Source organism: Microbulbifer hainanensis, from assembly GCF_014904735.1.
GTDB lineage: Bacteria > Pseudomonadota > Gammaproteobacteria > Pseudomonadales > Cellvibrionaceae > Microbulbifer > Microbulbifer hainanensis.
On the sequence record NZ_JACZCR010000021.1, the window covers coordinates 37,395 to 62,773 of the forward strand.

Annotated in this window: 19 protein-coding genes; 9 read left to right on the forward strand and 10 right to left on the reverse strand. The window is 60.2% G+C overall.

Annotated elements, in window-relative coordinates; genetic code table 11:
• The 7 genes from IG168_RS07875 to IG168_RS07905 all read right to left on the reverse strand — a co-directional run bounded on the left by IG168_RS07875 (nucleotide 1) and on the right by IG168_RS07905 (nucleotide 9,077).
• On the reverse strand, nucleotides 1-885 hold the full coding sequence (locus IG168_RS07875) for a DUF58 domain-containing protein (protein WP_226876686.1): 885 nt from the start codon (nucleotides 883-885) through the stop codon (nucleotides 1-3).
• Nucleotides 886-898: 13 nt separating this feature from the next.
• Entirely contained in the window at nucleotides 899-1,906 is a 1,008-nt protein-coding gene (locus tag IG168_RS07880) for an AAA family ATPase (RefSeq protein ID WP_193163672.1), read from the reverse strand.
• A gap of 6 nt (nucleotides 1,907-1,912) precedes the next feature.
• On the reverse strand, nucleotides 1,913-2,638 hold the full coding sequence (locus tag IG168_RS07885; protein WP_193163674.1) for a DUF4159 domain-containing protein: 726 nt from the start codon (nucleotides 2,636-2,638) through the stop codon (nucleotides 1,913-1,915).
• A gap of 97 nt (nucleotides 2,639-2,735) precedes the next feature.
• The gene (locus IG168_RS07890; RefSeq protein ID WP_193163676.1) at nucleotides 2,736-4,367 is read right to left on the reverse strand and encodes a TldD/PmbA family protein; all 1,632 of its coding nucleotides are present in this window, start codon (nucleotides 4,365-4,367) and stop codon (nucleotides 2,736-2,738) included.
• Between the two features lie 28 nt (nucleotides 4,368-4,395).
• Nucleotides 4,396-5,727 (reverse strand): TldD/PmbA family protein, encoded by a 1,332-nt coding sequence (locus IG168_RS07895; protein ID WP_193163678.1) that lies wholly within the window; start codon nucleotides 5,725-5,727, stop codon nucleotides 4,396-4,398.
• A gap of 52 nt (nucleotides 5,728-5,779) precedes the next feature.
• On the reverse strand, nucleotides 5,780-7,411 hold the full coding sequence (locus tag IG168_RS07900; protein ID WP_193163679.1) for a TldD/PmbA family protein: 1,632 nt from the start codon (nucleotides 7,409-7,411) through the stop codon (nucleotides 5,780-5,782).
• Nucleotides 7,412-7,694: 283 nt separating this feature from the next.
• The gene (locus tag IG168_RS07905; protein WP_193163680.1) at nucleotides 7,695-9,077 is read right to left on the reverse strand and encodes a nicotinate phosphoribosyltransferase; all 1,383 of its coding nucleotides are present in this window, start codon (nucleotides 9,075-9,077) and stop codon (nucleotides 7,695-7,697) included.
• 173 nt (nucleotides 9,078-9,250) lie between these two features.
• On the opposite strand from IG168_RS07905, the gene IG168_RS07910 reads away from it, so the two are divergent.
• The 4 genes from IG168_RS07910 to IG168_RS07925 all read left to right on the forward strand — a co-directional run bounded on the left by IG168_RS07910 (nucleotide 9,251) and on the right by IG168_RS07925 (nucleotide 12,922).
• On the forward strand, nucleotides 9,251-9,706 hold the full coding sequence (locus tag IG168_RS07910; protein ID WP_193163681.1) for a hypothetical protein: 456 nt from the start codon (nucleotides 9,251-9,253) through the stop codon (nucleotides 9,704-9,706).
• 176 nt (nucleotides 9,707-9,882) lie between these two features.
• Nucleotides 9,883-10,545: a PspA/IM30 family protein gene (locus tag IG168_RS07915; RefSeq protein ID WP_193163682.1), complete on the forward strand. Its 663-nt coding sequence runs from the start codon at nucleotides 9,883-9,885 to the stop codon at nucleotides 10,543-10,545.
• A complete protein-coding gene (locus tag IG168_RS07920; protein ID WP_193163683.1) occupies nucleotides 10,545-11,204 on the forward strand; it encodes a YqiJ family protein in 660 nt (219 codons plus the stop codon). Before IG168_RS07915 ends, IG168_RS07920 begins: the two co-directional genes overlap by 1 nt.
• Nucleotides 11,205-11,221: 17 nt before the next feature.
• Nucleotides 11,222-12,922, forward strand: coding sequence for a flotillin family protein (locus IG168_RS07925; RefSeq protein WP_319024673.1), 1,701 nt, complete (start codon nucleotides 11,222-11,224; stop codon nucleotides 12,920-12,922).
• A 70-nt stretch (nucleotides 12,923-12,992) separates the two neighbouring features.
• On the opposite strand, the gene IG168_RS07930 is transcribed toward IG168_RS07925, so the two are convergent.
• The gene (locus IG168_RS07930) at nucleotides 12,993-14,009 is read right to left on the reverse strand and encodes an alpha/beta hydrolase (RefSeq protein ID WP_193163684.1); all 1,017 of its coding nucleotides are present in this window, start codon (nucleotides 14,007-14,009) and stop codon (nucleotides 12,993-12,995) included.
• Nucleotides 14,010-14,141: 132 nt separating this feature from the next.
• Here IG168_RS07930 and IG168_RS07935 point away from each other — a divergent pair, with 132 nt between their 5' ends.
• Both IG168_RS07935 and IG168_RS07940 read left to right on the forward strand, forming a co-directional pair.
• Complete coding sequence (locus IG168_RS07935) at nucleotides 14,142-15,107, forward strand: DnaJ C-terminal domain-containing protein (protein WP_193163685.1); 966 nt, start codon at nucleotides 14,142-14,144, stop codon at nucleotides 15,105-15,107.
• Between the two features lie 2 nt (nucleotides 15,108-15,109).
• Nucleotides 15,110-15,418, forward strand: coding sequence for a chaperone modulator CbpM (locus tag IG168_RS07940; RefSeq protein ID WP_193163686.1), 309 nt, complete (start codon nucleotides 15,110-15,112; stop codon nucleotides 15,416-15,418).
• Nucleotides 15,419-15,432: 14 nt separating this feature from the next.
• On the opposite strand, the gene IG168_RS07945 is transcribed toward IG168_RS07940, so the two are convergent.
• Entirely contained in the window at nucleotides 15,433-16,416 is a 984-nt protein-coding gene (locus IG168_RS07945) for a calcium/sodium antiporter (RefSeq protein WP_193163687.1), read from the reverse strand.
• A 242-nt stretch (nucleotides 16,417-16,658) separates the two neighbouring features.
• On the opposite strand from IG168_RS07945, the gene IG168_RS07950 reads away from it, so the two are divergent.
• From IG168_RS07950 to IG168_RS07960, 3 genes are all read left to right on the forward strand, one after another.
• Entirely contained in the window at nucleotides 16,659-17,513 is an 855-nt protein-coding gene (locus tag IG168_RS07950; protein ID WP_193163688.1) for a DUF533 domain-containing protein, read from the forward strand.
• 244 nt (nucleotides 17,514-17,757) lie between these two features.
• Entirely contained in the window at nucleotides 17,758-18,567 is an 810-nt protein-coding gene (locus tag IG168_RS07955) for a CheR family methyltransferase (protein ID WP_193163689.1), read from the forward strand.
• On the forward strand, nucleotides 18,564-24,365 hold the full coding sequence (locus IG168_RS07960) for a non-ribosomal peptide synthetase (protein WP_193163690.1): 5,802 nt from the start codon (nucleotides 18,564-18,566) through the stop codon (nucleotides 24,363-24,365). The genes IG168_RS07955 and IG168_RS07960 overlap by 4 nt, the downstream gene beginning before the upstream one ends.
• Nucleotides 24,366-24,484: 119 nt before the next feature.
• On the opposite strand, the gene IG168_RS07965 is transcribed toward IG168_RS07960, so the two are convergent.
• The gene (locus IG168_RS07965) at nucleotides 24,485-25,378 is read right to left on the reverse strand and encodes a glycosyltransferase (RefSeq protein ID WP_193163691.1); all 894 of its coding nucleotides are present in this window, start codon (nucleotides 25,376-25,378) and stop codon (nucleotides 24,485-24,487) included.
• Nucleotide 25,379 lies beyond the last annotated feature (1 nt).

Below are 25,379 nucleotides of genomic sequence, written 5' to 3' on the forward strand. Positions count from 1 at the left end.
TCAGCCGATCCTCCCGTGGGCGTCGATAAAGCGGCGCAGGGACAGTTCGATCGGTTCCTCTACCGCAACGCTGGTCAGCGGCGACTGTTGCGCGGCAAAGCGGCTGGCGAGCGTGCGCTGCGCGGCGGCGAAAGCGCGCAGGTAATCCGCGCGCTGCGGTCCGGCGGCGAGTTCGGTGAATCCGGGCCTTTCCGGATCGTGGATTTTCAGTTCGCCGTCAAAGGGAAAAGTACGTTCGGCGTCCACCAGTAACTGCAGCGGCAGGCACGGGCGCCCGGCGGCGTGCAGCCGCGCAGCAAAGCCGGTGATGTCCGCGGACTCACCCTCGAAAAAATCACTCACCAGCACCACCTGGCAGGGTTGCTCGAACAGAGACCAGAGCGGGGCTATCTGTGCCCGGTCGGGCCAGTGGCCGGCGGCCTCCAGTCGCGCCAGTTCCAGTGCCACGCGGCGGTGGTGGTCTTCTCCCTGGCCCTCTGGCACCCGGCGCGGGCCGCGGTCGTTCAGCGCGATCAGGGAAAAGCGATCGCCCTGGCTGTGCAGCAGCCAGCAAAGGGTGGCTATCCAGCAGCGGGCATACTGCAGTTTACTCAGCTGCGGCACGGTGAAACTCGGCTGGGCCATGGATGCGCTGGTGTCGAGTAGGATGCACACGTGCATCTGGCTCTCCTGTTCCGCCTCGCGCACGAAATAGCGGTCAGAGCGTGCAAACAGTTTCCAGTCGATATGGCGAATCGGGTCGCCGGCCTGGTAACTGCGGTACTGCTGGAATTCGAGTCCGGCGCCGCGGCGCTGGCTGTGCTGCGCACCGAGCAGCATGCCCTCGGCAATATGCCGGGACAGCCATACCAGGTCGCGTGTACTCGCGAGCGTCAGCGCATCCATCAGCTCCACGGTGTCAGTCCCGGCCGGGCTCCGCCACACTGGCGATCAGTGTCTCCAGTACGTGCTCGATGGAGACGCCGTCGGCCTGTGCCTGGAAACTGAGCAGAATCCGGTGGCGCAGTACCGGCAGCAGCAGTGCGCGGATATCGGCGCGGGTCACTGCCAGGCGCTGGTGCAGGAACGCGCGGGCCTTGGCGGCGAGGATCAACGCCTGGCCGGCGCGGGGGCCCGCGCCCCACTTGATCCACTGCTGCAACTCGCCGCTGCCATCGCCGCCGCGGGTGGCGCGCACCAGCTGCGCGACATAGTGGTAAAGGTCGTCGCTGACGGAAATCTCGCGCACCAGCTGCTGCATTTCCAGTAGCTGCGCCGCGTCCATGCAGGCCGCGGCGGCGGCACCGGCGGCGCCGGTGGTCGCGCGCAGGATGGCGACCTCGTCCGCCTCGTCCGGATAATCGATATGGATATTCAGCAGGAAGCGGTCCAGCTGCGCTTCCGGCAGCGGATAGGTGCCGGCCTGCTCGATCGGATTCTGTGTCGCCAGCACGAAATAGGGGGTCGGCAGTGCCATGGTTTCACCCGCCACGGTCACCGCATATTCCTGCATGGATTCCAGCAGCGCCGCCTGGGTTTTCGGCGGGGTGCGGTTGATTTCATCCGCCAGTAGGATATTGGTGAAAATCGGCCCGCGCTGGAATTTGAAGAAGCGTTTGCCGGTGGAGTGATCCTCTTCGAGAATCTCGCTGCCGAGAATATCGCCGGGCATCAGGTCCGGGGTGAACTGCACGCGCTTGAAGGCCAGGTCCGTCGCATCGGCGAGGGTTTTTACCAGCAGGGTCTTGCCGAGGCCGGGCACGCCCTCCAGCAGCACATGGCCGCGGGCGAGCAGGCAGATCAGCATCTGCTCGACCACCTCGTGCTGGCCGACGATGACCTTGCCGATCTCCCGCTTCAGTGTTGCCAGCCCGCTCAGGCGCTGTTCGATGGTTTCTTCAATGGTGCTGTCAGTGGTGTTGGACATGGCGATTCAGCTTGTCAGTGCGTAGATAACGATGTTTACGGCAAATTTCGTGTTGTCGGTGGCCAGCCAGCGCTTGTTGCGGTAGTCGTAATCCCACTCGCAACCGAAGTCCTTGTTGCTGTAGAGCAGCGCGATGCGACCGTCGACGACGATGGCTTTCAGGTAGTCGTGCACCAGGTCGTCGCCCCAGCCGTTCAGTTCGAAACTGGTCACCGGCAGATCGTCGAACTGGAAAAAACAGCGGTACAGGTCGTGGTTGTCCGGCAGCTTCTGCAGGCACTGCTCGCCGAACAGTTTCACCATCTGCGCCTCAAACGATTTGGCGAACAGGCCGTCGATATCGTGGTTGCAGTCGTCCACGAACACAAAGCCGCCGCGATTGATGTAGTCGCGGAAATTGCGCGCCTCCGCCTCGGTGAATTCCACCAGCTTGTGGCCGGCCAGGTAGCAGAAGGGGGCCAGCAGCATTTCCGCATCCGCCAGCGGCACAATGTGCTCCTCGGGATCCACCTTGAGGTTGGTGTATTCCACCAGGGAATTGAGCAGGTTGGACGGCATGCGCTGGTCGACATCCCAGTCGCCGGATTCGTACATCAGGCGGGTGAAATAGAAGTCGAAGTGTTCCCTCTCTCGTCCCCGCTCCCGCTCTTTCGCGCGCAGGCCACCCGGCAGTGCGATACCGCAACCGGCCAGCAACAGGCTCTGCAGAAATTGTTTGCGGGTGAGGGACACGATTACAGCTCTGGAACTACGTGGGTGGATAATTCAGTAAATGCAATCGCCATGCCGGCCGGGGCCGGCATGGCGAAAGAGTCATCGGCATCAATAATCAACCAAGCTTGCGCTTCGTATTGATCACATTCACACCGTTGAAACGCGACGTCGAACTGCCGTGGGACACGGCGCTGACCTGGCTCGGCTGGCCCTTGCCGTCGAAGAAGGAGCCGCCCAGGCGGTAATCCCGCTTGTCGCAGATCTGCGCACAGGAATTCCAGAATTCCTGGGTGTTCGACTGGTAGGCAACGTCTTCCAGCATGCCGGTGATCTTGCCGTCCTCGATTTCGTAGAACAGCTGCCCGCCGAACTGGAAGTTGTAGCGCTGCTGGTCGATGGAGAAGGAACCGTCGCCGACAATGTAGATCCCTTTTTCCACATCCTTGATCATGTCGTCGACACTCAGCTCTTCCTTGCCGGGCAGCAGAGACACGTTGGCCATGCGCTGGAATTGCACGCTGGACCAGCTGTCCGCGTAACAGCAACCGTGGGATTCCTTCTGGCCGAGCATGCTGACCTGGTCGCGGATGGCCTGGTAGTTCATCAGTACGCCGTCTTCGATCAGATCCCAGCTCTTGGTTTTCACGCCCTCGTCGTCGTAACCGACTGCACCGAGGGAACCGGGCTGAATCTTGTCGGCAAAGATGTTGACCTTGTCGCTGCCGTACTGGAATTTGCCGCTGCGCCACTTGTCGATGGTCGCAAAGGAGGTGCCGGCATAGTTGGCTTCGTAACCGAGCACGCGGTCGAGTTCCAGCGGGTGGCCGACGGATTCGTGGATGGTGAGCCACAGGTGGCTGGGGTCCAGCACCAGATCGTATTTGCCGGGCTTGACCGATTTTGCCTTGAGCTTTTCCTGTGCCTGCTGTGCGGCCAGACGGGCGTCTTCGACCATGTCGTAGGAGTCGCGATACAGCACTGTCTGCGACTGGATCTTGTCTTCCGCGCGGCCGTCGAGATATTCGAAACCGCGTCCGACCGGTTGGCTCAGACCCCGGCGGGTGCGGAAGCCACCGTCTTTCTTATCTACCGCAGTAACATTGAACGGTGACCACAGACGGTGCACATCCTGGTCGATATAGGAACCGTCGGTGGAGGCGAAATATTTCTGTTCGTTAACCAGATACAGCATGGAATTGACGAAGCTGGCACCGGCATCGAGCGCCGACTTGTTCACTTCCATCAGCAGGTCGACCTTTTCCGCCAATGGAACCGTCATCGCATTTTTCTGGATCGGTGTTTTCCAGCTGACTTCACCGAAACCTTTCTGCTCCGCCAGCCGTACCGGTTCTTTCTGATGCTTTGAGTTGGCCTTGGCGGTGGCGACTGCCTGTGCTGTCGCGCGGGCAATGCCGTCGACGGTCATGTCGTTGGTAGCACCGAAACCCCAGGTACCGTTGGCGATGACCCGCACACCCATACCAATGGATTCAGTATTGACGACGTTCTGCACTTTCAGTTCGCGGGTGATCACATACTGGTTCAGGTAGCGGCCGATGCGCACGTCGGCGTAACTCGCTCCCAGTTTGGTGGCGGTATTCAGCGCCGCGTCTGCCAGTTCTTTTTTGACGGCCAGGTCGATGCCGCTTTGCGTGAGTTTGCTTTCCGCCACGACAATGCCGGAGAGCGGCAGCATGGAAATGCCCAGGCCGGCGCCGCTCAGCTGGAGAAATTTTCTTCTGTCCATATCGAGTTCCTCGAGTTCGCTGTGGCCGTTATACGGCGTCGGAAAGGCTGCTGAAGGTGAAGTCGCGCACTTTCAGTGCGGGGATCATCGCGGAATAACCCCACATGCCCACGCGTTCCGGCCGGCCGAGTTCCTCGATGTTGTTCAGCATGATCACCGGACTCTCGTTGAAGCGGAAATTCTTGATCGGGTATTTGATCTTGCCGTTTTCGATATAGAAGGTGCCGTCGCGGGTCAGGCCGGTCAGCAGCAGGGACTGCGGATCCACCATGCGGATATACCAGGTGCGCGTCACCAGCACGCCGCGGCGGGTTTTCTTGATCAGGTCGGCGGTGGACTTGTCGCCGCCTACCATGATCAGGTTGTTGGGCTGGGGAATTGCCGGATCCTTGGACTGGGTGGCCCAGTAGCGGCTGCGCGGCAGGTTCTGCACCATGCCGTCCTTGATCCAGTCGACGCGACCCAGCGCCATATGGTCGTCATCGGCCCAGGGCTGTGCGGGCACATCCGCGTCCGCCGGATCGGAGTAGAGATGCACGCGCTTGTCGAACATCTGCTCGCCGATGCGGTTGCCGCCGCCTTTCTTGCTCATGAAGCTGCGGCCTTCATCGGCGCTGCGCGCATCGTAATTCCACATCATAAAACCGATCAGGCCGGATGCCGCGCTCGGCTCGAGGATGACGGTGTACTTGCCCGGCTCCAGGGCGCGCGCCTCCTGTGACAGTACCGCCTTGTCGATCGCGACACTCGAGGTCGCGCCGGTGTTCATCGCCGCAAAGTCGGTCACGTCGGACTGCGCCCAGCCGGAGCCCAGGCCGTTTTCGGTGCGCATGGTCACGGTGAAATTGGCGGAGGTGGAAACGTGGTAGCCGAACAGGCCCTTGGTGTTGGCCACGGCGGCAAAGGAACGCGCGTCCTCCAGGTAGCCGGCGGCGATCACTTTTTTCTCTTTCGCGGCGATGATGGAATCCGCCGCGGCCTTGGCGCGTGCATCGGGGGTGATTTCGGCGGTGGACTTGGCGAAGCCATCTACCGGGAGGTATTTCTGTTCACCCAGCAGCGGCATCGCCTCCGGATTGTCCGGCGACAGCTTGGCCAGTTCTTCGGCGCGGCGCATGACTTTTTCCAGCGATGCGTCGGAGAATTCGTTGATGGTGGCGACCCCGGACTTCTTGCCGAAGCGCGCCTCTACCGCCAGTTCGATATCATTGACGATACCGCTGGTGGAGACGCTGTTGCGGGCGTAGCGGATATTGCCGGTTTCGGCACCGCTCAGCTGCGCGCTGGCCGCTTCGGCTTTGCTGTATTTCAGCACCTTGTCGAGAATCTGTTTCGCTTCACTTCTGGATAAAATGGCCATGTTTTCTGCTCCCAAAAATTATTGTTATGCGCTTGCGCACCGGCTTCCCTGATTAGGAGATTTTGCGTTTGGTGTTAATGACGTTGACCTTGTCGAACCGGCTGGTGGCGCAGCCGTGGGACACGGCGCTCACCTGGCTCGGTTGTCCCTTGCCATCGAAGAAGGTGCCGCCGAGGCGGTAGTCGCTGCTGTCGCAGATCGCCGTGCAGGAATTCCAGAATTCCTGGGTGTTGGATTGATAGGCGACATCTTCCACCTGGCCGACAATCTCGCCGTCCTTGATCTCGTAGAACAGCTGACCGCCGAACTGGAAGTTGTAGCGCTGCTGGTCGATGGAATAGGAACCGCGGCCGACGATGTAGATGCCTTTCTCGACGTCGCCGATCATGTCTTTGACCGAGTATTTCTCCTCGCCCGGCGCCAGGGACACATTGGGCATGCGCTGAAACTGCACGCTGGACCAGCTGTCGGCATAGGAGCAACCCTGGGACTCTTTCTGGTCGATCATATGCACCTGGTCGCGCGTGGCCTGGTAGTTCACCAGCACGCCGTCCTTGATCAGGTCCCAGCGCTTGGCTTTCACGCCCTCGTCATCGTAGCCCACGGCACCGAGGGAACCCGGCTGCACCCGGTCGGCGAAAATATTGACCTTGTCACTGCCGTACTTGAATTTGCCGCTGCGCCACTTGTCGAGTGTGGCGAAGGAGGTGCCGGCGTAGTTGGCTTCGTAGCCGAGTACGCGGTCCAGTTCCAGCGGGTGACCGACAGATTCATGGATGGTGAGTCGCAGGTGCAGCGGCTCGAGCACCAGATCGTACTTGCCCGGCTCGATCGACTTGGCTGTGAGTTTGGCCTTGGCCTGCTTGGCGGCCAGCACCGCATCTTCGGCCATATCGTAGGAGTTCCGGTACAGCGTGGTCTGGCCTGGGATCTTGTCTTCCTCGCGGCCGTCCAGATACTCGTAACCGAGACCCACCGGCGTGCTCAGCCCTTCACGGGTCTTGAAAGCACCGGTCTGCTTGTCCACCACGGTCACTTCCATCGGTGCCCACAGGCGATGGATATCCTGGTCGATATAGGAGCCGTCGCTGGAAGCGAAGTATTTCTGCTCATTGACCAGGTACAACGCGGAATTGATGAAACTGGCGCCGGCTTTCAGCGCGCTGTTGTTCACGTCCATCAGGAAGTCGACCTTCTCGCCGATGGGCACCTCGATGGCGTTCTTCTCGATCGGCGTCTGCCAGGCTACTTCTCCCACGCCTTTTACCGGCGCCAGCTGTACCGGCTCGCTCTGGTATTTGGCGTTGGCCCTGGCCACGGCCACGGCCTGGCGCGCGGCTCTGGCAATGCCATCCGGCGTCAGATCATTGGTGGCGGCGAAGCCCCAGGTGCCGTTCGCGATCACGCGAATACCGGCGCCGAGAGACTCGGTGTTGACGATATTTTCGACGTTGGTCTCGCGCGTCAGCACGAACTGGTTCAGGTAGCGGCCGATGCGCACATCGGTATAGCTGGCGCCCGCCTTGCGCGCGGTATTCAGCACCACGTCGGCGAGGGTCTTTTTACGGCGCACATCCATGCCGTTGTTGACGAGCTGTGCGGCTGTTACCGGTGTGCCATAGATGGGCAACAGGATTCCACCGGCGCCGACGCCGGTCATTTTAAGGAAATGTCTTCTATCCATTGTCCTCCCCCAGGTCCCGAGCCGAGGGTCCGCCATGGGCGGGGGTCGGGAGACTGATTATTGTTATTGTTCGCTGCCTGGGCAGCCTGTGGCGATTAAATCTACCACGCTTGGCGCCGCCGGTATGCAGCCGTCTGATCACAACAGCAAATCGCGCCGCGGGAGGCTTGTAAAGTGGTTGGGCGTTGAGTGGAGCGGTGGCGGAGGCGAATGGAGGCGCCGGCCACTGGCGCCTTATTCAACTGGCTGCCGCCGGCAATGGCTTCGGGAATGCGCACCGGGATCAGATATCGGCCCGCCTGCGCACCTCGTCGAAGTGGATCTCGGCCAGCAGGCGGCCGTCCCGGTACACTGGCTGCAGCAGGTTCTGCTGCGGGTTCACCTGTTCCAGCGGCACCGTAGCGTATCCCCCCGACGGTTGCCGGATCAGTGCCAGCCGCCCCCGTTTGGATTTCTTTTCCGGTCCGGTCACCGGGTCCTTGTAGACGTCGTGCCAGTGACCGTCGATGCGGATGGCGCTGGCCTTCATGGCAAAGCTCATCAGGTCGCGGTCGAGTTTCTGCAGCAGGGCTCCGCCCATGCCGAAGGTGATGTTGTCGACGCTCTGTTTCTGTTCCTTCATCGCCTGCAGTATCTGCGGGATCGAGTGGCGCGTGACCCCATCCCCCTGGATCACGCGGATAAAGTCCGGCAGCACGCGATAACCCTTGCTATTGGTAGTGGCGCCGAAAATGCGCATCAGTCGCTCCAGGCTCTCGGTGACGATCGCCACCGGATCGCCGGAATCCGGGCGCACGACTAAAGTGCCGCCGCTGTTGGTCACCCGCTCTTTGAGCGTGCCACCCCAGATCTGTTCGATCGCGTACCACAGGTCGTAGCTGTCGCTGACCACGGCCACCAGTTTGTCCGGGCCGGCGAACTGATCGAGCATGTTGGCGTAGGCCTCCGCCTCGCGTTCGCGGCCCCAGGCGGTCATGGTGCTGTGTTCTGCGGCCGGAATCGAATAGCCGGCCATATCCGCGCCGTAGTAGCGCCGCGCCGCCACCAATCCCGATACCGTATCCGTGCCCTGGAAATTCACCAGGTGGGCCATGCCGCCGAGCATGGCGCTCTCCAGGCTGCTGGCGCCGCGGGCGCCGAAATCGTGCAGCTTGAAGGGCAGGCTATCGCGGGAATCCGCGGTCTCGTCCAGGTAGCGGGCGATGACTTTTTTGATTTCACGGCTCTGGGTGGCGACTGTCATCGGATACCAGATGGCGCGCACCAGCGCCGTCTCGATATAGCTGGTCAGCCAGAAACAGCTGGGGCAGGTATTCACGACCTGCAGCATCACGTTGTGCAGCGGGACCACCGTGCCCTCGGGGACCGCGGAGATCTCCAGCGGCAGCAGACCATCGTGGGCCTGCAGGATATGCTCCCAGCCGGCGCGGTGAAACGGCAGCCCGTGGGCGTGCAGCATTTCCTCCGCCTCGTCGATATCCCCCATATGGATCGGTGTCAGCAGGTATTCCCGGATAAAGGCCTGCAGCCCAAAAAAGACCGCCTCCGCAAACTCACCGCCGCGGCACTCGATATAACTGCTGACGGCTTCGGCCCCCGGCGGATATTGCAGGTAGTGGCTGGCCTTGTAGCTGTCGACGTTGAGGATCAGGTTGTGAGCGGTCATTCAATCGGGCGCTTGCCGGTAATTGCAATTGCTCATCTAGAAAGCAAAGCACAAGGACCAGAAGCTGCCGCCCTGGCGCATAAATCATTTTTAGGAAAATATTATCGTCCGATAGCGTTGACCGCCCATATATGCGTGTGTACTTTTGTATACATCGCAGAGAAGGGAATGTCATGCTCAATAAAAGCCAATCCATATCGGCGCGCCTGTCAGCGGACGACTATGCCTACCTGATGTCCATCGACCGCAACGGTGCGGTTACCCAGAGCGAAAAAGTGCGTGAGCTGATCGCCATAGCCCGCGATTCCGTCGGCATGCACAGCTTTGCACGTGCCTATATCTCCTCCTCCGAAGCGGTGCTACCGATCAAGGCCCGCTATGTGGAAGAAGATAACCGCAGCCTGCTGGTGGAGGCGCTGCTGGAACTGCTGGCAGAAAGTGCCGCGGCCGTGCAGAGCTGCGCGGATAACGAACCGATAGCGCCGCAGCTGGAGCAAAAGTCACTGCCGGCGATCGAGGCCTTTCTGGAAAAAATTCTGCTGCTCGCGCTGCAGGACAGCCCCCGTACTGCCGATTCCGCCACTGCCACACGAATTAAAAAACAGCTCGATAGCCTGCTGAATAAATAGGGGCGCCTCTAAAAATCGTAGCGAGCGGGTGGCTGGTGGTAGCCGCCGGAGCACAGGAAGCGGAATGTACACGTAGTACCTGAGCATTCCGAGCACCGCCGGATGCCACTAGGCGCCCGCACAGTAGATTTATAGAAGTGTCCATAGTTAAATCAACGGAAAGGAAGGAGAAAACAATGAAAGAAGGACTGGTAAAACGCATTTCCCGCTTGATATCCGCCTCCGCCAACGCGCTGGTGGATTCGGTGGAAAACGCCACCCCGCAAATGGTGATGGAGCAGGCGATCCGCGAGATCGACGACGCCATTGCCGAAGTGCGCGATCAGCTGGGCAAGGCCGAAGCGGCCAAATATCTCAGCAGTAAAACTCTCAACAGTGAAAATAATCGCCACAGTGCGCTGGCCGAGCAGATCGATATCGCGGTGAAAGAAAACCGCGATGATCTGGCCGAAGTCGCCATCGCCAAGCAGATGGATATCGAGGCGCAGCTGCCGGTGTTGGAAAAGGCCATTGCCGAAGCGGATGCAGAAATCAGTGAACTGAACGCCTACATCAGCGCACTGCAGGGTAAGAAACGCGATATGCGCGAGCAGCTGCGCGAGTTTGCCAAGGCCAGTGACCATGTCAGCAACGGTGCCAGTGGCGAAGAGCGCGGCAGCAGCCGCACCACCGCCGACAAGGTCGACCACGCCGAGGGCGCCTTCAATCGCGTGCTGGAAAATGCCGGTGTGCCCACTGCGCAGTCCAACGCCGATGCCAGCAAACTTGCCGAGCTGGAAGAGCTGGCGCGCAGCAACCGCATCAAGGAGCGGCTGGCCAAAATCAAGTCGGAGGCTTAATGGCTTTCCTGCTTCAAGACGGCAACCTGCTGTACACCGGCGCTCTGGTATTGATGCTGATGATCGCGGCGCTGGAAGGTGTCATGACGCTGATCGGAGTCGGTATCTCCGATCTGCTCGACAATCTGCTGCCGGATACAGATATCGATCTCGACGCGCCGGACACCGAGGCCGGCGGCGTGTTGACCCGCTTTCTCGGCTGGCTGCGTTTCGGTGAAGTGCCGGCGCTAATTCTGCTGGTCGCGTTTCTGGTCGCCTTCGGCATTACCGGTCTGCTGCTGCAGATGCTGGTGCTTGGGCTGGTCGGCTTCCTACTGCCGTCCTGGTTGCTGGCGATTCCGGTACTGCTGCTGGCGCTGCCGCAGGTACGTTTTGTCGGCAACCTGCTGCGGCGCTTTGCCATCGGTGATGAAACCGAAGCAGTCGGGCGCAAATCTTTTATCGGTCGCGTGGCGACCATCACCATTGGCGAGGCCGCCGCCGGTTCGCCGGCGGAGGCGCGCTTCAGCGATGAGTTCGGAACTACCCACTATGTGATGGTGGAGCCGGAAGACGATGAAACTTTCAGCCAGGGAGAGCAGGTCCTGCTGGTGGAGGAACGCGGAGCCAGTTTCCGCGCGATTCGCCCGACCAGCAAGCACCTGGTAGGAAACCATTAAAAAAGGAGTTAATTACAGTGAATTTGATCGAAAACTTATCCACGATTTTATTTATGGCCGGCGCGGTATTGGTGGGCCTGATCGTGATCGGCACTATCTTCGCACGCCTCTATACCCGCGCTTCCAAGGAGCGCTCCTTTGTGCGTACCGGCATGGGCGGGCAGAAAGTCATCATGAACGGTGGCGCTCTGGTGCTGCCGGTGTTGCACGAAATCATTCCGGTCAACATGAATACCCTGCGCCTCGCCGTATCGCGCAAGGAGCACCAGGCACTGATTACCAAAGACCGTATGCGTGTCGATGTGCTGGCTGAATTCTACCTGCGGGTGAAGCCGGATACCGATGCCATCGCCAACGCGGCGCAGACCCTCGGCGTGCGCACCCTGGATCCGGAAGCGCTCAAGGACATGATCGAGGGCAAGTTTGTCGACGCGCTGCGCTCGGTGGCGGCAGAAATGGAGATGGCGGAACTGCACGAGCAGCGCAGCCAGTTCGTGCAGAAAGTGCAGCAGGTGGTGTCCGAAGACCTGTTGAAGAACGGCCTGGAACTGGAATCGGTTTCCCTGACTGGTCTCGACCAGACCCACAAGGAATTCTTCAACCAGGACAATGTGTTCGACGCCGAGGGTCTGGCCAGCATGACCCGCTCCATCGAGGCGCGGCGCAAGGAAGTGAACGACGTCGAGCAGGAAACCCGCGTACAGATTGAGACAAAAAACCTCGAGGCGGAGCGCCAGCGGCTGGAGATTGAAAAAGAGAAACGCTACGCCCACCTCGAGCAGCAGCGCGAGATCGAAAACCGCGAGGCGGCGCAGAAGGCGGATATGGCCAAGGAACTGGCCGCACAGGAAAGGTCCGCGCGCCAGGCGGAAATCGAGGCCCAGCGCGAAGTGGACCAGTCGCGCATCGCCGCCGAGCAGGCCACCAAACTGCTGGAAATCGAGAAAGAGAAACGCCTGCAGGAGCAGGAGATCGAGCGCGAGCGCATTCTCGAGGAGCAGCGCATCTCCAAGCAAAAGTCGCTGGAAATTGCCGAGCAGGAGCGCGCAATTGCGGTAGCGGAAAAATCCAAGGATCAGTCCGTGGCCGATCAGCAGGCACACGTGGCACTGGCCGAAGCGGTGAAGGCGGAAGAGCAGGTGCGCACCGCCAAGGATGTGGAAGTGGCCGAGCGCGACAAGCGTATCGAGATCATCGAGGCGCAGAAGGAAGCCGAGCGCCAGGCTACCGCGATCAAGGTGGCGGCCGAAGCGGAAAAGGCAGCGGCTGAAGACAAGGCCGAGGCCCTGCGCCTGCAAGCCAGCGCCGAGGCCGAAGCCGTGCGTATCAAGGTGGAAGCAGACCGCGAGAAATACGCCGTGGACGCCGAGGGTCAGCGCCTGATGAACGAGGCCTTCAACAGCCTCAGCGAAGCGCAGATTGCACTGAAGAAAGTGCTCAGCCTGCACGAGAACCTGCCGGGCATCATCCGCGAGAGCGTCAAGCCGCTGGAGAGTATCGAGGGCATGAAGATCATTTCCGTCGAGGGCCTGAGCGGCGTCGACGGCCGTGCCCCCGGCGGTATCCTCAACGGCGACAGCGAAGCCCAGGGACAGAGCCTGCCAGAAGCGCTGGTGGGCAGCGCGCTCAAGCACCGCGCGATGGCACCGCTGGTCGATTCCCTGCTGAAGGAGGCCGGCGTCGGCGACTTCACCAAGGTGCCGGAAACCGAAAATTGAGTTTAACCAGCAAAAGTCGAAGCCGCCCGATGGGCGGCTTTTTTATGAGTGTCAAATAGACAACAGCGACTCAGCGCAGGTGCTGATTGAAGAAAGCGATCATGTCGTCCAGCGTATCCGGCGCATCTCTGCCAAAACAGTTGCCGAGAAATTCGTTGCAGCCGCTATCGAGAAAAGCGTGGTTTTTACCCTGGTAGATCTTGAAGGTGATGGGCTGGCCGGCCGCGCGCATCTTGTCCACAAACTGCTTCACCGCCGCTGGCGGTGTGGTCTTGTCTTCACTGCCGACAAACGCAAGGGTGGGCGCTAGCCGGTAGTCGGATCTCGCCGGAATCAGGTAGAGGGGAGATACTGCGCGGTAATAATCGGGATGCGCCTGTGCCGTTATGTCGTTGCCAAATATACCCCGCGGGGTGGCGCCGCCGAGCTTCCAGAAAATATTGTCCGGCGTTTCATAACCATGTTGTGCCTCGCTATACAAGTCAAAAGCGCCGTAGCTGAGTGCGGCCGCCTGTACCGCCAGTCCGTCTTCTGCCGCCACCTCCTCTGCCGTTTTGCCCGACGGCAGGTAGGTGGGCTTGAATCCACGCGGCTCGCTGCGAAACCCTTCACTGCTCAGGCGCCGGCCGGCGGTCAGCACCATGGCGCTCAGGTGTCCGCCAGCGCTATCACCTGTGACCGCCACTTCGGTCGGATCGCCACCGTAGTCGGCGATATGCTCCTTGACCCACAGTACGCCACCGAATACGTCCTCGACGATCTTGTTCATGGTCGTGCGATTGTGGTTGTCACCGAGGAGTCGATAGTTCAGGTTAGCCACAACGAAGTCGCCATGTTCAGCCAGGTAGCGGGCGGCCGAATCCATGATGTGGTTGTCGTTGATCAGCCAGCCCCCGCCGTGCACCATCACCACGACCGGGAGGCGGCTACGGCCGTTTTGCGGCGTGTAAATATCCATCGTCAGCGTCTTGGCGGCAGTCTTCGCCCAGGGAACAGCTTTGTGAACCTGGACTTCGTTGGCGTTTTCGACGGCGCAAAGTGGGCCGGCGAACATCACCATTAGGGTGAAAACGAGAATACGGAACATGTGGCTCAGTCGTGTTGTAGAGTTATAGGAACTTTTGACTCTACAAACCGCGTCCGCCGGACACCAGTTTCGTTGTTGCCGGGCGCAAAGTGGGACACTGGACGGCGGTAGAGAGAAAGGATTCCGCGGCCTATGGAATACAGGGACTACTACCAGATACTCGGTTTGGAGCGCACTGCCGACCAGGCGGAGATCAAGCGCGCCTACCGCAAGCTGGCGCGCAAATACCATCCGGATGTCAGCAAGGAGGAGCAGGCCGAGGACCGCTTCAAGGAGGTCAGCGAGGCCTACGAGGTGCTTAAGGACCCGGAGAAACGCGCGGCCTATGACCAGCTCGGCAGCAGCTATCACACCGGGGAGGATTTCCGTCCACCGCCAAACTGGGACCAGGGCTTCGAGTTCCACGGCGGTGGTTACACCGAGGCGGACCCGGAGGCCTTCAGCGATTTCTTCGAGAGCCTGTTCGGTCGCGGCGGGTTTGGCGGCGCCCACGCACAGGGTTTTGGCGCCGGCACCCGCCGTCAGTTCCACGCCGAGGGCGAGAATACCCACGCCAGAATTGCCATCAATATCGAGGACAGCTATCGCGGCGCGACGCGCCAGATCACGCTCAAACACTCGGTGCTGGGGGCGGATGGCCGGCCGGAGATCAAGGAGCGCAAGCTCAATGTGAAGATTCCCAAGGGCGTCACCGAGGGCCAGCAGATCCGCCTGGCCGGGCAGGGCGAGCCCGGAATCGGCGAGGGCAAGCCCGGTGACCTGTACCTGGAAATCACCTTCAACCCGCACCCGCTGTATCACGCCGAGGGCAAGACCGTCTATTTGGACCTGCCCCTGACACCGTGGGAGGCGGCGCTGGGCGACAAGGTGGCGGTGCCGACGCCGGACGGCACGGTCAATGTCACTATTCCGCCCAACAGCCGGAATGGTGGCAAGCTGCGGCTGAAGGGCCGTGGCATTCCCGCGAAGGAACCCGGCGACTTTTACGTGGTGCTGAATATCGTCACGCCACCGGCCAACAGCGACGAGGAAAAAGAAGCCTACCGCCAGTTCAGCCAGGCCTTTTCATTCGATCCGCGTAGCGGCATGGGAGGATAGTGATGCAACAGAATCAGAACGGGGACATCACTATCCTGGATGAGGACAGTGAGCTGACGCTGAAGGAACTGTGCCGTGCCTGCGGGATTCCCGCCGAGCAGATTCTGGCACTGGTGGAAGAGGGGATCATTGAGCCCCGCGGGCCCCAGGCACACTGGCGTTTCAGCGGTATCTGCGTGCGCCGGGTGCGACGGGTCTATCACCTGAGGCGGGATCTGGGCGTAAATCTTGCCGGTGCGGCCCTGGCGATCGAGTTACTGGAGGAGATTGAACAGCTGCGCGCGCGCCTGGCGCGTTTGGAGCACAAATAGCGCGCCTGGCCGCACTACTGTGCAACTGCGCGGGTAATGTGCATCACCAGGTAAGCGTTGTAGGCGATGTAGGCCAGCAACAGTGCTCCGCCCTCCCAGCGATTGATGCGTCCCTGGCCGCGAAAGCCGTAGGCGAATACGAACAGCGCTACGGTGAGGCCGACGACTGTCGGCCAGTCCCGCGACAGCACTTCCGGCGGCACGTTGGACATGGGGGCGATGGCGCCGGCAATACCTACCACTGCTAGCAGGTTGAACATATTTGAACCCACCACATTGCCGATGGCGATATCGTGCTCGCCCTTGCGCGCGGCAATGACCGTTGCCGCCAGTTCCGGCAGTGACGTGCCCAGGGCCACGATGGTGAGGCCGATGACCAGGTCGCTGACCCCTAGCGCCTGGGCGATGGTCACCGCGCCCCACACCAGAATGCGGGAACTGACGATCAACAGTGCCAGCCCGGCGGCAACCCAGAAGAGTGCGCGATTGAGGGGCATGGTGTGCTGTTCCAGCTCCCCAGACATTTCACCTTCCAGCACGTCGCCCTTGCCGCGCAGCGCCGACACGATGGACCAGCCGATCAGGCCGAAGAATCCCGCCAGCAGCACGAATGCTTCCCAGCGATCCAGCCTGCCGTTCCACAGGAAGGCTCCGGTCAGGCAGCTGATGGCCAGCAGCAGCGGCAGTTCCTTGCGCACGATTTTCGAGTGCACCGTCAGCGGAATCGCCAGCGCGGTGATGCCCAGAATCAGGCCGGTATTGGCAATATTGGAGCCATAGGCATTACCCAGCGCCAAGCCGGGGCTGCCGTCCAGTGCGGCCATGGCCGACACCACCATCTCCGGTGCCGAGGTACCAAAGCCTACAATCACCATACCGATCAGCAGCGGCGGCATGCCCGCGTGCCCGGCGGTGGCGGCGGCGCCCTCGACGAAACGGTCGGCGCTCCAGACCAGCAGGGCAAAACCGGCGATGATGGCGAGTACGGCGAGAATCATGTTCTGTCCTTAAGTACAGCTTGAATAGGCAATGCTCTAGCAGCGGATTCTAGCGCGTCGGCCAGCTGCCGCGCAGCAGTGGAGACAAAGGGGGCGAATTGTACCGGCTTGCGAGCCGGCGTGAAGAGCGAATGGCTGCAATGGGCCACGGCCGTGAAGCCGTCCACGCAGTCAGACGGATTTGCCGCCAGCGCTGGACTACAGTGAAGACAGACCCGACCGAGTCAGCGAGGGACACTCCCATGAACAAGAAACTGCTGCTCGGCGCCCTGATTGGCGCCGGAATGTCGATGCTCAACAAGAAGTTGCGGCAGCAACCGCAAAAATCACCGATTCCAGATATTCCGCCGCCAGATTTTTCCCGTGTGCCGCCGCCGGATCCCGGTCACGGAGGGCCGGATAACACCCAGCTTGACGATATTCTCGCCCGCGCCGGGCAGCGGAGAGGCGCCAGCCCCGGAGGGGGAGGCGCCACCGGCGGCGATATTTTCGGTGGCGCAGTTCCAGCGGGTGCCGGCGCGGGTGCGTTGATTGAAATTGCCCGGCGCATTTTCCAGCAGATGCAGCAGCAGGGTGCCGGAAGGGCCGGCGCGCCCGCCGGCGACCTGGCGAACATTCTCGGGCAGATCTTTGGCCGTGCCAGCGGCAAATTCGGACAGCAGGCCCCCGCCGGGCCCGGCGGCAGTTCGGGTGGCTGGTCCGCCGCTTCCGGCCAGCTGTTCGGTTTCGCCGAAAGCCGCACAGGCGCCCACGGGGAGGAGCAGGCCGACGTCATGCTGCGCGGTATGGTCGCTGCCGCCCAGGCGGACGGCCGCATTGATGCGGACGAACAGCGCAATATCGCCAAGGCCCTGGAAGGGCAACTGGACAGCACCGACCTGGAGGAATTCAAGCAGTTCCTGACCACGCCTGTCGATTTGGATCAGGTGGTGGCCGGCGTCAATGATCCCGCCACTGCCTTCAACCTGTACCTGGTATCCGCGATGACCATCAACGAAGATAATCCGCGCGAAAAACAATATATGGATCGGCTGGCGCAGAAGCTCGGAATTTCCGAGCAGGCGGCACAAGTCATCGAACAGCAGATCCCGCGGTGAATAGTTGAATTAATGTCCGGCTATTCATTGCCCACGGCGGAAAGATCACGCTGGCTATCTATAATTTTTTCGCTGTGAAAAGCGTCTCGTCGGCGGGCGGAGAAAGGAACTCCGCACGTCGCACAATTTTCTGTGGCAATTCCTTCGGCGACTTCCGCCGACGGTGAAGGTCCTTGGGCGGCGCGATTCACAGCACTGCAATCCCGTTCGACCACAAGAGCTTTAACAAGGACGTTCTCAGGAAATGGAAAAGCCGTCTCGCCTGAAAAATTTTCTACGCCATATCAAACACTGGCTCATTCTGAAAACAGCGCCGCGTAAGAATCGCGTTTACACACAGTTTTATCGCTTCCCGCACCAATATCGCGCGCTCGTCGAGAAAGTCGTGCCAAAGCTGATTGAGAGTGGCCGGGGCCCGATGAATATCGTGGTGTTCGGTTGTTGCAGCGGCGCCGAACCAATTTCGCTTGCGGCTGTACTGCGCAAAAATTTTCCCGAGCTCGATTTTCATATTTCCGCTTACGACATAGTGCCGGAGGTCATCGAGCGGGCGCAAAAACCGACGTACAGCCGCGAAGAGGTCTATCAGGGACCTTTCGTTACAGAAGACTTTGTCCGTGAGAATTTCGTCGTCGAGGGCGAGCGCTTTCGGGTAAAGCCGGAGATCATGGCGACCATTACCTTCGCTGTGGGGGACCTGCTCGATAGGACGTTTATGGCCAGCCTTGGAAAATTCGATCTGGTTTTCGCACAGAACGTCCTCTTCCACCTCCCGGCCACCAATGCGCGACTCGCTTTTGCCAATCTGAATCTGCTCCTGCAACCGGGTTCGGCGCTGTTTATCAACGGCATGGACGTGGATATGCGGGTCAAGTTGACGCGGAAATTCTACCTGGACCCGGTGGAATACCTGATTGAAGAAATCCATAACGATGCCAGGGTCGATCGCGGCAATGGCTGGGCATCCGCCTACTGGGGACGGAAGCCGTTCAGCCGGGTGTCACGGGAATGGATTCGCGAGCACTGCACCATCTACAGCAAGGCCCAGATATGACACTCCTCGAACAGATTTACAGTACTTTTAGCCGCTTCACCCTCGAGGAAACGGAGCAGTCGGTCGGCCAGCGCTTTGAAAAAATTGCCCTTTTGCACGGCGAACGGCTGGCAATTACCGATAGCAACGCCTCGATCAGCTACGGCGCACTGAATCAGCTTGCCAACCGGATGGCGCGCACCATCCTCGAGGCGGTGCCCGTCACTCGCCCGGCGCGCATCGCCATTTGCATGGAAAAGGGCATCCAGCATATCGCGGCGATTCTCGCTGTTCTCAAGTGTGGCCATACCTATGTGCCGATCGATCCGGACTTCCCCTCGGCGCGCAATCGACACATTTACCGCGAGACGAAAGCGGAACTGCTGTTGACCAACGACGCGCATCTTAGAACGGCCGATGAACTGGCCGGCGATGATGGGCAAATCATGAATCTGGACGAATTGCCCGAACGTGTTTCCGGCGACAATCTGGACGTCAGGGTAAGCGCGGACGCGCTCGCCTACATCATCTATACGTCCGGCTCCACCGGGCAGCCGAAGGGGGTGATCCAGAATCACCGCAACCTGTTGCACGGCTGCATGCGGCGCACCAACCTGCAGAAGGTATCGCCCCGCGATCGCATGACCTTGTTTTATTCCTGCAGCGTTATAGCGTCCGTCTACTGCATCTTCGGTGCGCTGCTCAACGGTGCCGCGCTTTTCCCTTACGACTTCCGCGTCCAGGGTGTGGACAATCTGGCCGACTGGCTGCGTTCCCGTGGCATCACGATTTACCACTCGATTGCATCGGTCTTTCGCGAATTTGCGAGGGATTACAGCGGCCCCGATGACGTGTTTGATATACGCCTGGTGACTTTCGGTGGGGAGCGGGTACTGACCAGCGACGTCGAACTCGCACGCCGTACATTCTCCCGCGATATCTCCTTCTACACCGGCCTGGGCTCTACCGAGACGGGCACCATGCGCTACTTCCCCATCGATCCGGAAACGGAACTACAGGGCGAAGTGGTGCCACTGGGGTACCCGGTAGAGGGAATGGAAGTCCTGTTGCTGGATGAAAACGGCAACGAGGTGGCGCCCGGGGAAGTCGGTGAGATCACCGTGCGCAGCCGCTACCTGGCACTGGGCTACTGGAATAACCGCGAGGCGAGCGACAAAGTATTTACCACCGATGCGGAAAATCCTGAGCTGCGCCTCTACCACACCGGCGACCTCGGCCAGATGGAGGAAGACGGTCTGCTGCACCACCGTGGGCGCAAGGACTTCCAGGTCAAAATCCGCGGATTCCGCGTCGAGGTCGGTGAAGTCGAGGCGCGACTTCTCGACCAGCCATCCGTCGCTGACGCGGTGGTGGTCGCGCGGGAAATTCACGGAGAACAACAGCTGGTTGCCTACCTCGTCGCAGTCGAGGGGGCAGAGTTGACCGTGGAATCGCTGCGTAGCGCCCTCGGCGAACACCTCAACTATTACATGATCCCGACGGTCATGGTGCAGCTCGAATGCCTGCCAAAAACCCCGAATAACAAAGTGGATCGCAACGCGCTGCCGGATCCGGATGCCCGCAACGAACTGTCGGGCGTCGAGGCGCAGCCGGCGCAGTCCGAAACCGAATCCCGCCTGGTGGAGTTCTGCCGGCAACTGCTTGAGCGCGACACTGTCGGTATCAACCAGAACTTCTTTGATCTGGGCGGCCACTCGCTGAGTGCCACGCGATTGCTGGCACGCATCAATGAACAGTTCGGTGTGCAGCTGGAAATGCGCAGTGTCTTTCTGGCCAGCGACCTCCACGCGCTGGCTGCAGAGATCGATGCGGCCGAAAAGGTCGACTCCCCAGTGGAGGAGGCCGGACCGGCGGCAGCGCCATTGGGCGCGCGATTGCCAGTGTCCGCGGCGCAGCAACGCATGTGGCTGGCGGATCGCATGTATGGCAGCGGCGCCGCGTACAATATTTCCAACAGCGTCTATATCGAGGGTGAACTCAACATTCCCGCACTGGAACAGGCGCTCTCGATAATCGTCGACCGGCACGCTGTCCTGCGGACAAGATTTCCCGCCGATGATGACGGTCCCAGGCAGCAGGTATTGTCGTCGAGCCCGATCCGGCTGGATGTCACGGACCTTTCCAAACTGGAGAAAACCGAGCGCGCCAGCCGGGCACTGAAGATCTGCCGCCAGTGGCTGGCACAGCCACAGGACCTGGAGCGGGGCCCGCTGTTTCAGGCCGCACTGCTGCGCCTCGGTGAGCGTTCCGCGATCCTGTCGCTAGTGTTCAATCACATTATCTACGACAACATCTGGTCTTCGGCGATTTTCTTCCGTGAACTGGGCATCCTGTACCGTGCGGCCTGCCGCGATGAGCCAGCGCCGCTGCCACCGCTCGACCTGCAGTTTGGGGATTACACCTACTGGAGCCAGCAGCGCGATGACAGCGCGATGCTGGCCCCGCAATTAGATTACTGGCGGACACAGCTCGCCGATGCACCGGAGGCACTGGATTTCCCCACCGATCACCCGCGGCCGCGGCAGCCAGACTTCAGCGGCGGCCTGGTGCGCTTCAAACTGCCGCCATCGGTCTGGTCCGCCGTGCGAGAGCTCGCCCAGCGCGAATCCGTCACCACCTTCATGGTGCTGCTGGCCACCTGGCAGTTGCTGCTGCACCGCTATAGCGGGCAGAACGATATTCTGGTCGGTACGCCGAGTGGGCGGCGCCAGCACTCCTGCACCGAAAATATGATCGGGCTGTTTATCAACACGCTGGTGATACGCACCGATTTTTCCGGCCAGCCTGATTTTTGTGAAGTCTTACAGCGGGTACGCGACGTTACCATCGATGCATTTTCCAATGATCGGGTACCGTTTGAAGAGGTCGTGCAGGCGGTCAATCCCGTGCGTAATCCAGGAGTTTCCCCGCTGTTTCAGCACTTGTTTATCCACCGGCATATTGACGGCAATCCCTGGCAGATTCCGGGCCTGAATGTGAAGCGGCTGGATCTCCACGGTGGCTTTACGAAATTTGATCTTACCCTGTCGGTGCTTGAGGCCGACGGCGGCCTCTCTGGCAATATCGAATACAGCCGCGCGCGCTTCGAACGCCAGAGTGCAGAAAATCTAGCGCGCAGCTTCGTCCAGTTGCTGGCAAGCGCCGTCGCCAGGCCGGATATTCCTGTCGCTCATCTGGCGATACTCGATGAGCAAGAGCGCGAGCGGATCGTCAGCCAGGGCAATAATACCGACCGGGCATTCCCCCGCGACGCGACGGTGGCACAACTGTTCGAGCAGCAGGTGCAACTCGCCGGTGAACGGGAAGCCTTGTCAGTGGGCGAGGATTCTCTCACCTACCACCAGCTCAATGCGCGCGCCAATACCCTGGCCCACGCACTTATACAACGAGGTACCTTGCCGGGTGATCTCGTCGCAGTCTGCCTGGAACGCTGCGCGGACCTGGTGGCGGCGCTGCTGGCGGTGTGGAAAGTCGGTGCCGCCTTCGTACCGCTCGATCCGCACTTTCCACCGCAGCGGCTCGAGTACATGCTGGAGGATTCCGCCACAAGGGTGCTTATTACCAGCGACGCCATTCATGCACAGCTGGATCACTTCCAAGGCGATGTCGTGCTGCCGGAACAGCTACGCAACGTGGAGGCGGGCAGGGATCCAGCAGCGTTGTTGGGTGCCGCCGGTGACCTGGCCTATGTGATTTATACCTCCGGCTCCACCGGCAATCCGAAAGGCGTCCAGATCAGCCAGCGCAGCCTGGTGAACTTCCTGACCTCCATGCAAGTGGAGCCGGGATTAACCGCCCGTGACCGGCTACTGGCAGTGACGACTGTCTGTTTTGATATCGCCCTGCTGGAACTGTTCCTGCCACTGATTTCCGGTGGCAGCCTGGTTCTGCAGGACCGGCGCAGTAGCCTCGACCCGCGCAAATTGGCGCAGACAATGAAGCAGCGCCAGGTCACTGTGATGCAGGCGACACCGGCGACCTGGCGCATGTTGCTCGACCACGGTTGGCAGGGACAGCCGGGTCTGCGTGTTCTTTGCGGCGGTGAGGCGATGGGGCGTGACCTGGCGCAACGCCTGCTGGCGCTGAACCTGGATGTCTGGAATATGTACGGCCCCACCGAGACCACCATCTGGTCCTCCGTGGGCAAAATATCCCGCGCAGAAGATGCCGGTTTCGTCGGCTCGGCGATTGCCAACACGCGCTTCTTTGTCCTCAGCGACGCAGGCGAACTGCAGCCAACCGGCGTGCCCGGCGAGCTCTGTATCGGCGGCGCCGGACTCGCGCGGGGCTACCTGAACCGGCCGGAACTGACCGAAGAAAAATTCATCGCGCACTCGCTGGATCCGGATGGCAGGCTCTACCGTACCGGTGACCGGGTCGTGCGCCGCGCCGATGGCCGCGTTGAATTTATGGGGCGTATCGACCACCAGGTTAAGATCCGCGGATATCGGGTCGAGGTCGGGGAAATCGAGGCGGCGATAATCGGCAACGACATTCGCCGGGCGGCTGTCATCGCCCACGACGATGACAGCGGAGCCAAATACCTGGTCGCCTACCTGATCGCCGAAGAGGGAAAAGTGCTCGATACAGGGGTTCTCCGGCAGCAGCTACGCCAGACACTTCCGGACTATATGGTGCCTTCGCAGTTTGTCGAGCTGGGTGAATTCCCCCTGACCGCCAACGGCAAGGTCGATCGCAAGGCCTTCGTACCGCCGGTCGCCGCAGAAGAGCCGGAACCCGTCGTCACCAGCGCCAACGATGAGCGCCTTCCGGAAAGGAATGCTCCCGTCGAGACAGTCGATTCGGTGCGGGAAGCGGTGCTCAAGGTATTTGCCTCGGTGCTGAAAGTGCCGGTCGCCGACACCGCGGCGAGTTTCTTCGACCTGGGCGGCCATTCACTGGCCGCGCTCAATGCCATTGCACGCCTGAACAGCCGCTTTGCGCTGGATATGCCGCCGACACTGCTGTTTGACTTCCCCAGCGTGGAGGCCTTGGCGGAAGCTGTCCGCCAGTTCCTGGACGGCGAGCCCGCCGAACAGGTGATCGCGACGGCCGCCACGGATGTCGAAGATGATGCCCGGGCGGCAAAAATTCTCGGTGCTGTCGAGAGCGCACAGCAACAGCCGCATATCCCGCCATTGTCCTACGGGCTACATATGCGTGAATCGGAAGTTGCGCGCCTGTTGCTAGCGCCCCTGTATCGTATTAACCGCAAGCTTCTGCGTACCTTCCTCAAGAAATTGATCCTGAAACTCGAGGGTGGCTCCACGCTCAGCGTTACCATGCGCAAGCTGTTTCGCCAATACTACGATATCGATGTAGCTGACTTTTCCAGTGTGCCCTTCGATGTGATGCGCTTGAAGGAGTCAACAACCGTAGGGCGCTTCAGCACCATCTATCCGACGGTGCAATTCCAGACCGCAGATCACCCGCGCAATACCCTTTCCACGCACGGTATCTTTTACCACTCTCGTTTTGGTTTGAGCCGCGGCTACCAGCTGGACAGGGTCAAGGTGGAAGTCGGCAACGACGTATGGATCGCCGATGGGGCCAAGATCCTCTATCCGACGAAAAAGATTGGCGATGGGGCCGTGATCGCCGCAGGCTCAGTAGTGATTGAGGACGTACCACCCTATGCGATCGTGGCTGGTTACCCAGCCCGTGTGGTGCGCTATCGTTTTGCCCGCAAGACCATTGACCGGTTGTTGAAGCTCAAGTGGTGGAACATGCCGGTCAATCAGCTGTACCTGTGCAAGTCGCAGTTCCTCGAGCCGCTGGAAGGCGAGAAGATTCGTTGACGGTTAACGAGTGCCTCCCTGGCAGTAAATTAATATTGCGGTAAATAAAAAGGCGATCCAATGGATCGCCTTTTTATTGGTGCCATTTACCGAGCACTGTTTGCCTTGTTTATTAAATATCAATGTACCTGTTGGCGACTCGAATCGTCTCGTTGCCAGCGGTAACGCTGTATGCGGGCAGCGTGCCAGTAGGCAAACACTCTGGCCATCAGGTTGATGCCGATATAAGTCAGAAATTCCGGCATTGAAGGCGGTGTTAAAAAAATTGGCTGACGGCTCGTACGAGACTTTTCTTGCGTATTGTCCTGAGTAGCTAACACGGTCGTCTTTACCACAGCGCCGTCAACCCATTGTTCGAGTTGCCTCTTGCCCAGTTTGCTGCGTACCTTGATGGCGAGCAAATCGCGCAGGCCGCGCGGTACCTGCACGCGGCTTAGCGCGTTTTCCGCAACCAGTACTGCCACATCGGAACCAAGGGTACGCACAAAGCCGTCATCGGAAATGATGGGGGGAAATTCGGTAAACTTTTGTCGCGCGGACAGATTGAGACCGTAAACTCCGGAGCCAAAACCCTGGGTCCGGAAAAAAATAGTTTTTTGCCAGGCGGAATAAAACCATTTCACCGTAATGCTGCTTTTTTCCGTTAAAGGTACTGCGCGGGGGGCAACCAGCGTCGGCGTGGAACGGCTGCGCAGTAAATTAATCAGTCGCAGTACAGCGGCCGAATCGATTTCAATATCTGCATCGACATAGAGGCGTGGGAATCCGGGCTTAAGTGCTTCCGCCCGATTGATGGCATTGGTCTTCGACGGTGTGGGGATATCGAGACAGGTTACATCTGGATGGTGACGGCGGACAAGTTCCACAGTCCTGTCGCCGCAGCCGTTACAGGCGACGATGACCTGAAAGCGGTGCCGCTCAATACCCTCGGCAAGACCGGCCAGCAGCGGCAGGATCGTTGTCTCTTCGTTGCAGGCCGGAATTATGACAGTCGGAATGTCGACTCTGGGCATT

What these genes read in the sequence shown, in the direction of transcription:
- IG168_RS07875 (WP_226876686.1), bottom strand. Translation starts at nt 885, where the DNA reads ATGGATGCGCTGACGCTCGCGAGTACACGCGACCTGGTATGGCTGTCC.
- IG168_RS07880 (WP_193163672.1), bottom strand. Translation starts at nt 1,906, where the DNA reads ATGTCCAACACCACTGACAGCACCATTGAAGAAACCATCGAACAGCGC.
- IG168_RS07890 (WP_193163676.1), bottom strand. Translation starts at nt 4,367, where the DNA reads ATGGACAGAAGAAAATTTCTCCAGCTGAGCGGCGCCGGCCTGGGCATT.
- IG168_RS07895 (WP_193163678.1), bottom strand. Translation starts at nt 5,727, where the DNA reads ATGGCCATTTTATCCAGAAGTGAAGCGAAACAGATTCTCGACAAGGTG.
- IG168_RS07900 (WP_193163679.1), bottom strand. Translation starts at nt 7,411, where the DNA reads ATGGATAGAAGACATTTCCTTAAAATGACCGGCGTCGGCGCCGGTGGA.
- IG168_RS07905 (WP_193163680.1), bottom strand. Translation starts at nt 9,077, where the DNA reads ATGACCGCTCACAACCTGATCCTCAACGTCGACAGCTACAAGGCCAGC.
- IG168_RS07910 (WP_193163681.1), top strand. Translation starts at nt 9,251, where the DNA reads ATGCTCAATAAAAGCCAATCCATATCGGCGCGCCTGTCAGCGGACGAC.
- IG168_RS07915 (WP_193163682.1), top strand. Translation starts at nt 9,883, where the DNA reads ATGAAAGAAGGACTGGTAAAACGCATTTCCCGCTTGATATCCGCCTCC.
- IG168_RS07920 (WP_193163683.1), top strand. Translation starts at nt 10,545, where the DNA reads ATGGCTTTCCTGCTTCAAGACGGCAACCTGCTGTACACCGGCGCTCTG.
- IG168_RS07930 (WP_193163684.1), bottom strand. Translation starts at nt 14,009, where the DNA reads ATGTTCCGTATTCTCGTTTTCACCCTAATGGTGATGTTCGCCGGCCCA.
- IG168_RS07935 (WP_193163685.1), top strand. Translation starts at nt 14,142, where the DNA reads ATGGAATACAGGGACTACTACCAGATACTCGGTTTGGAGCGCACTGCC.
- IG168_RS07940 (WP_193163686.1), top strand. Translation starts at nt 15,110, where the DNA reads ATGCAACAGAATCAGAACGGGGACATCACTATCCTGGATGAGGACAGT.
- IG168_RS07945 (WP_193163687.1), bottom strand. Translation starts at nt 16,416, where the DNA reads ATGATTCTCGCCGTACTCGCCATCATCGCCGGTTTTGCCCTGCTGGTC.
- IG168_RS07950 (WP_193163688.1), top strand. Translation starts at nt 16,659, where the DNA reads ATGAACAAGAAACTGCTGCTCGGCGCCCTGATTGGCGCCGGAATGTCG.
- IG168_RS07955 (WP_193163689.1), top strand. Translation starts at nt 17,758, where the DNA reads ATGGAAAAGCCGTCTCGCCTGAAAAATTTTCTACGCCATATCAAACAC.
- IG168_RS07960 (WP_193163690.1), top strand. Translation starts at nt 18,564, where the DNA reads ATGACACTCCTCGAACAGATTTACAGTACTTTTAGCCGCTTCACCCTC.
- IG168_RS07965 (WP_193163691.1), bottom strand. Translation starts at nt 25,378, where the DNA reads ATGCCCAGAGTCGACATTCCGACTGTCATAATTCCGGCCTGCAACGAA.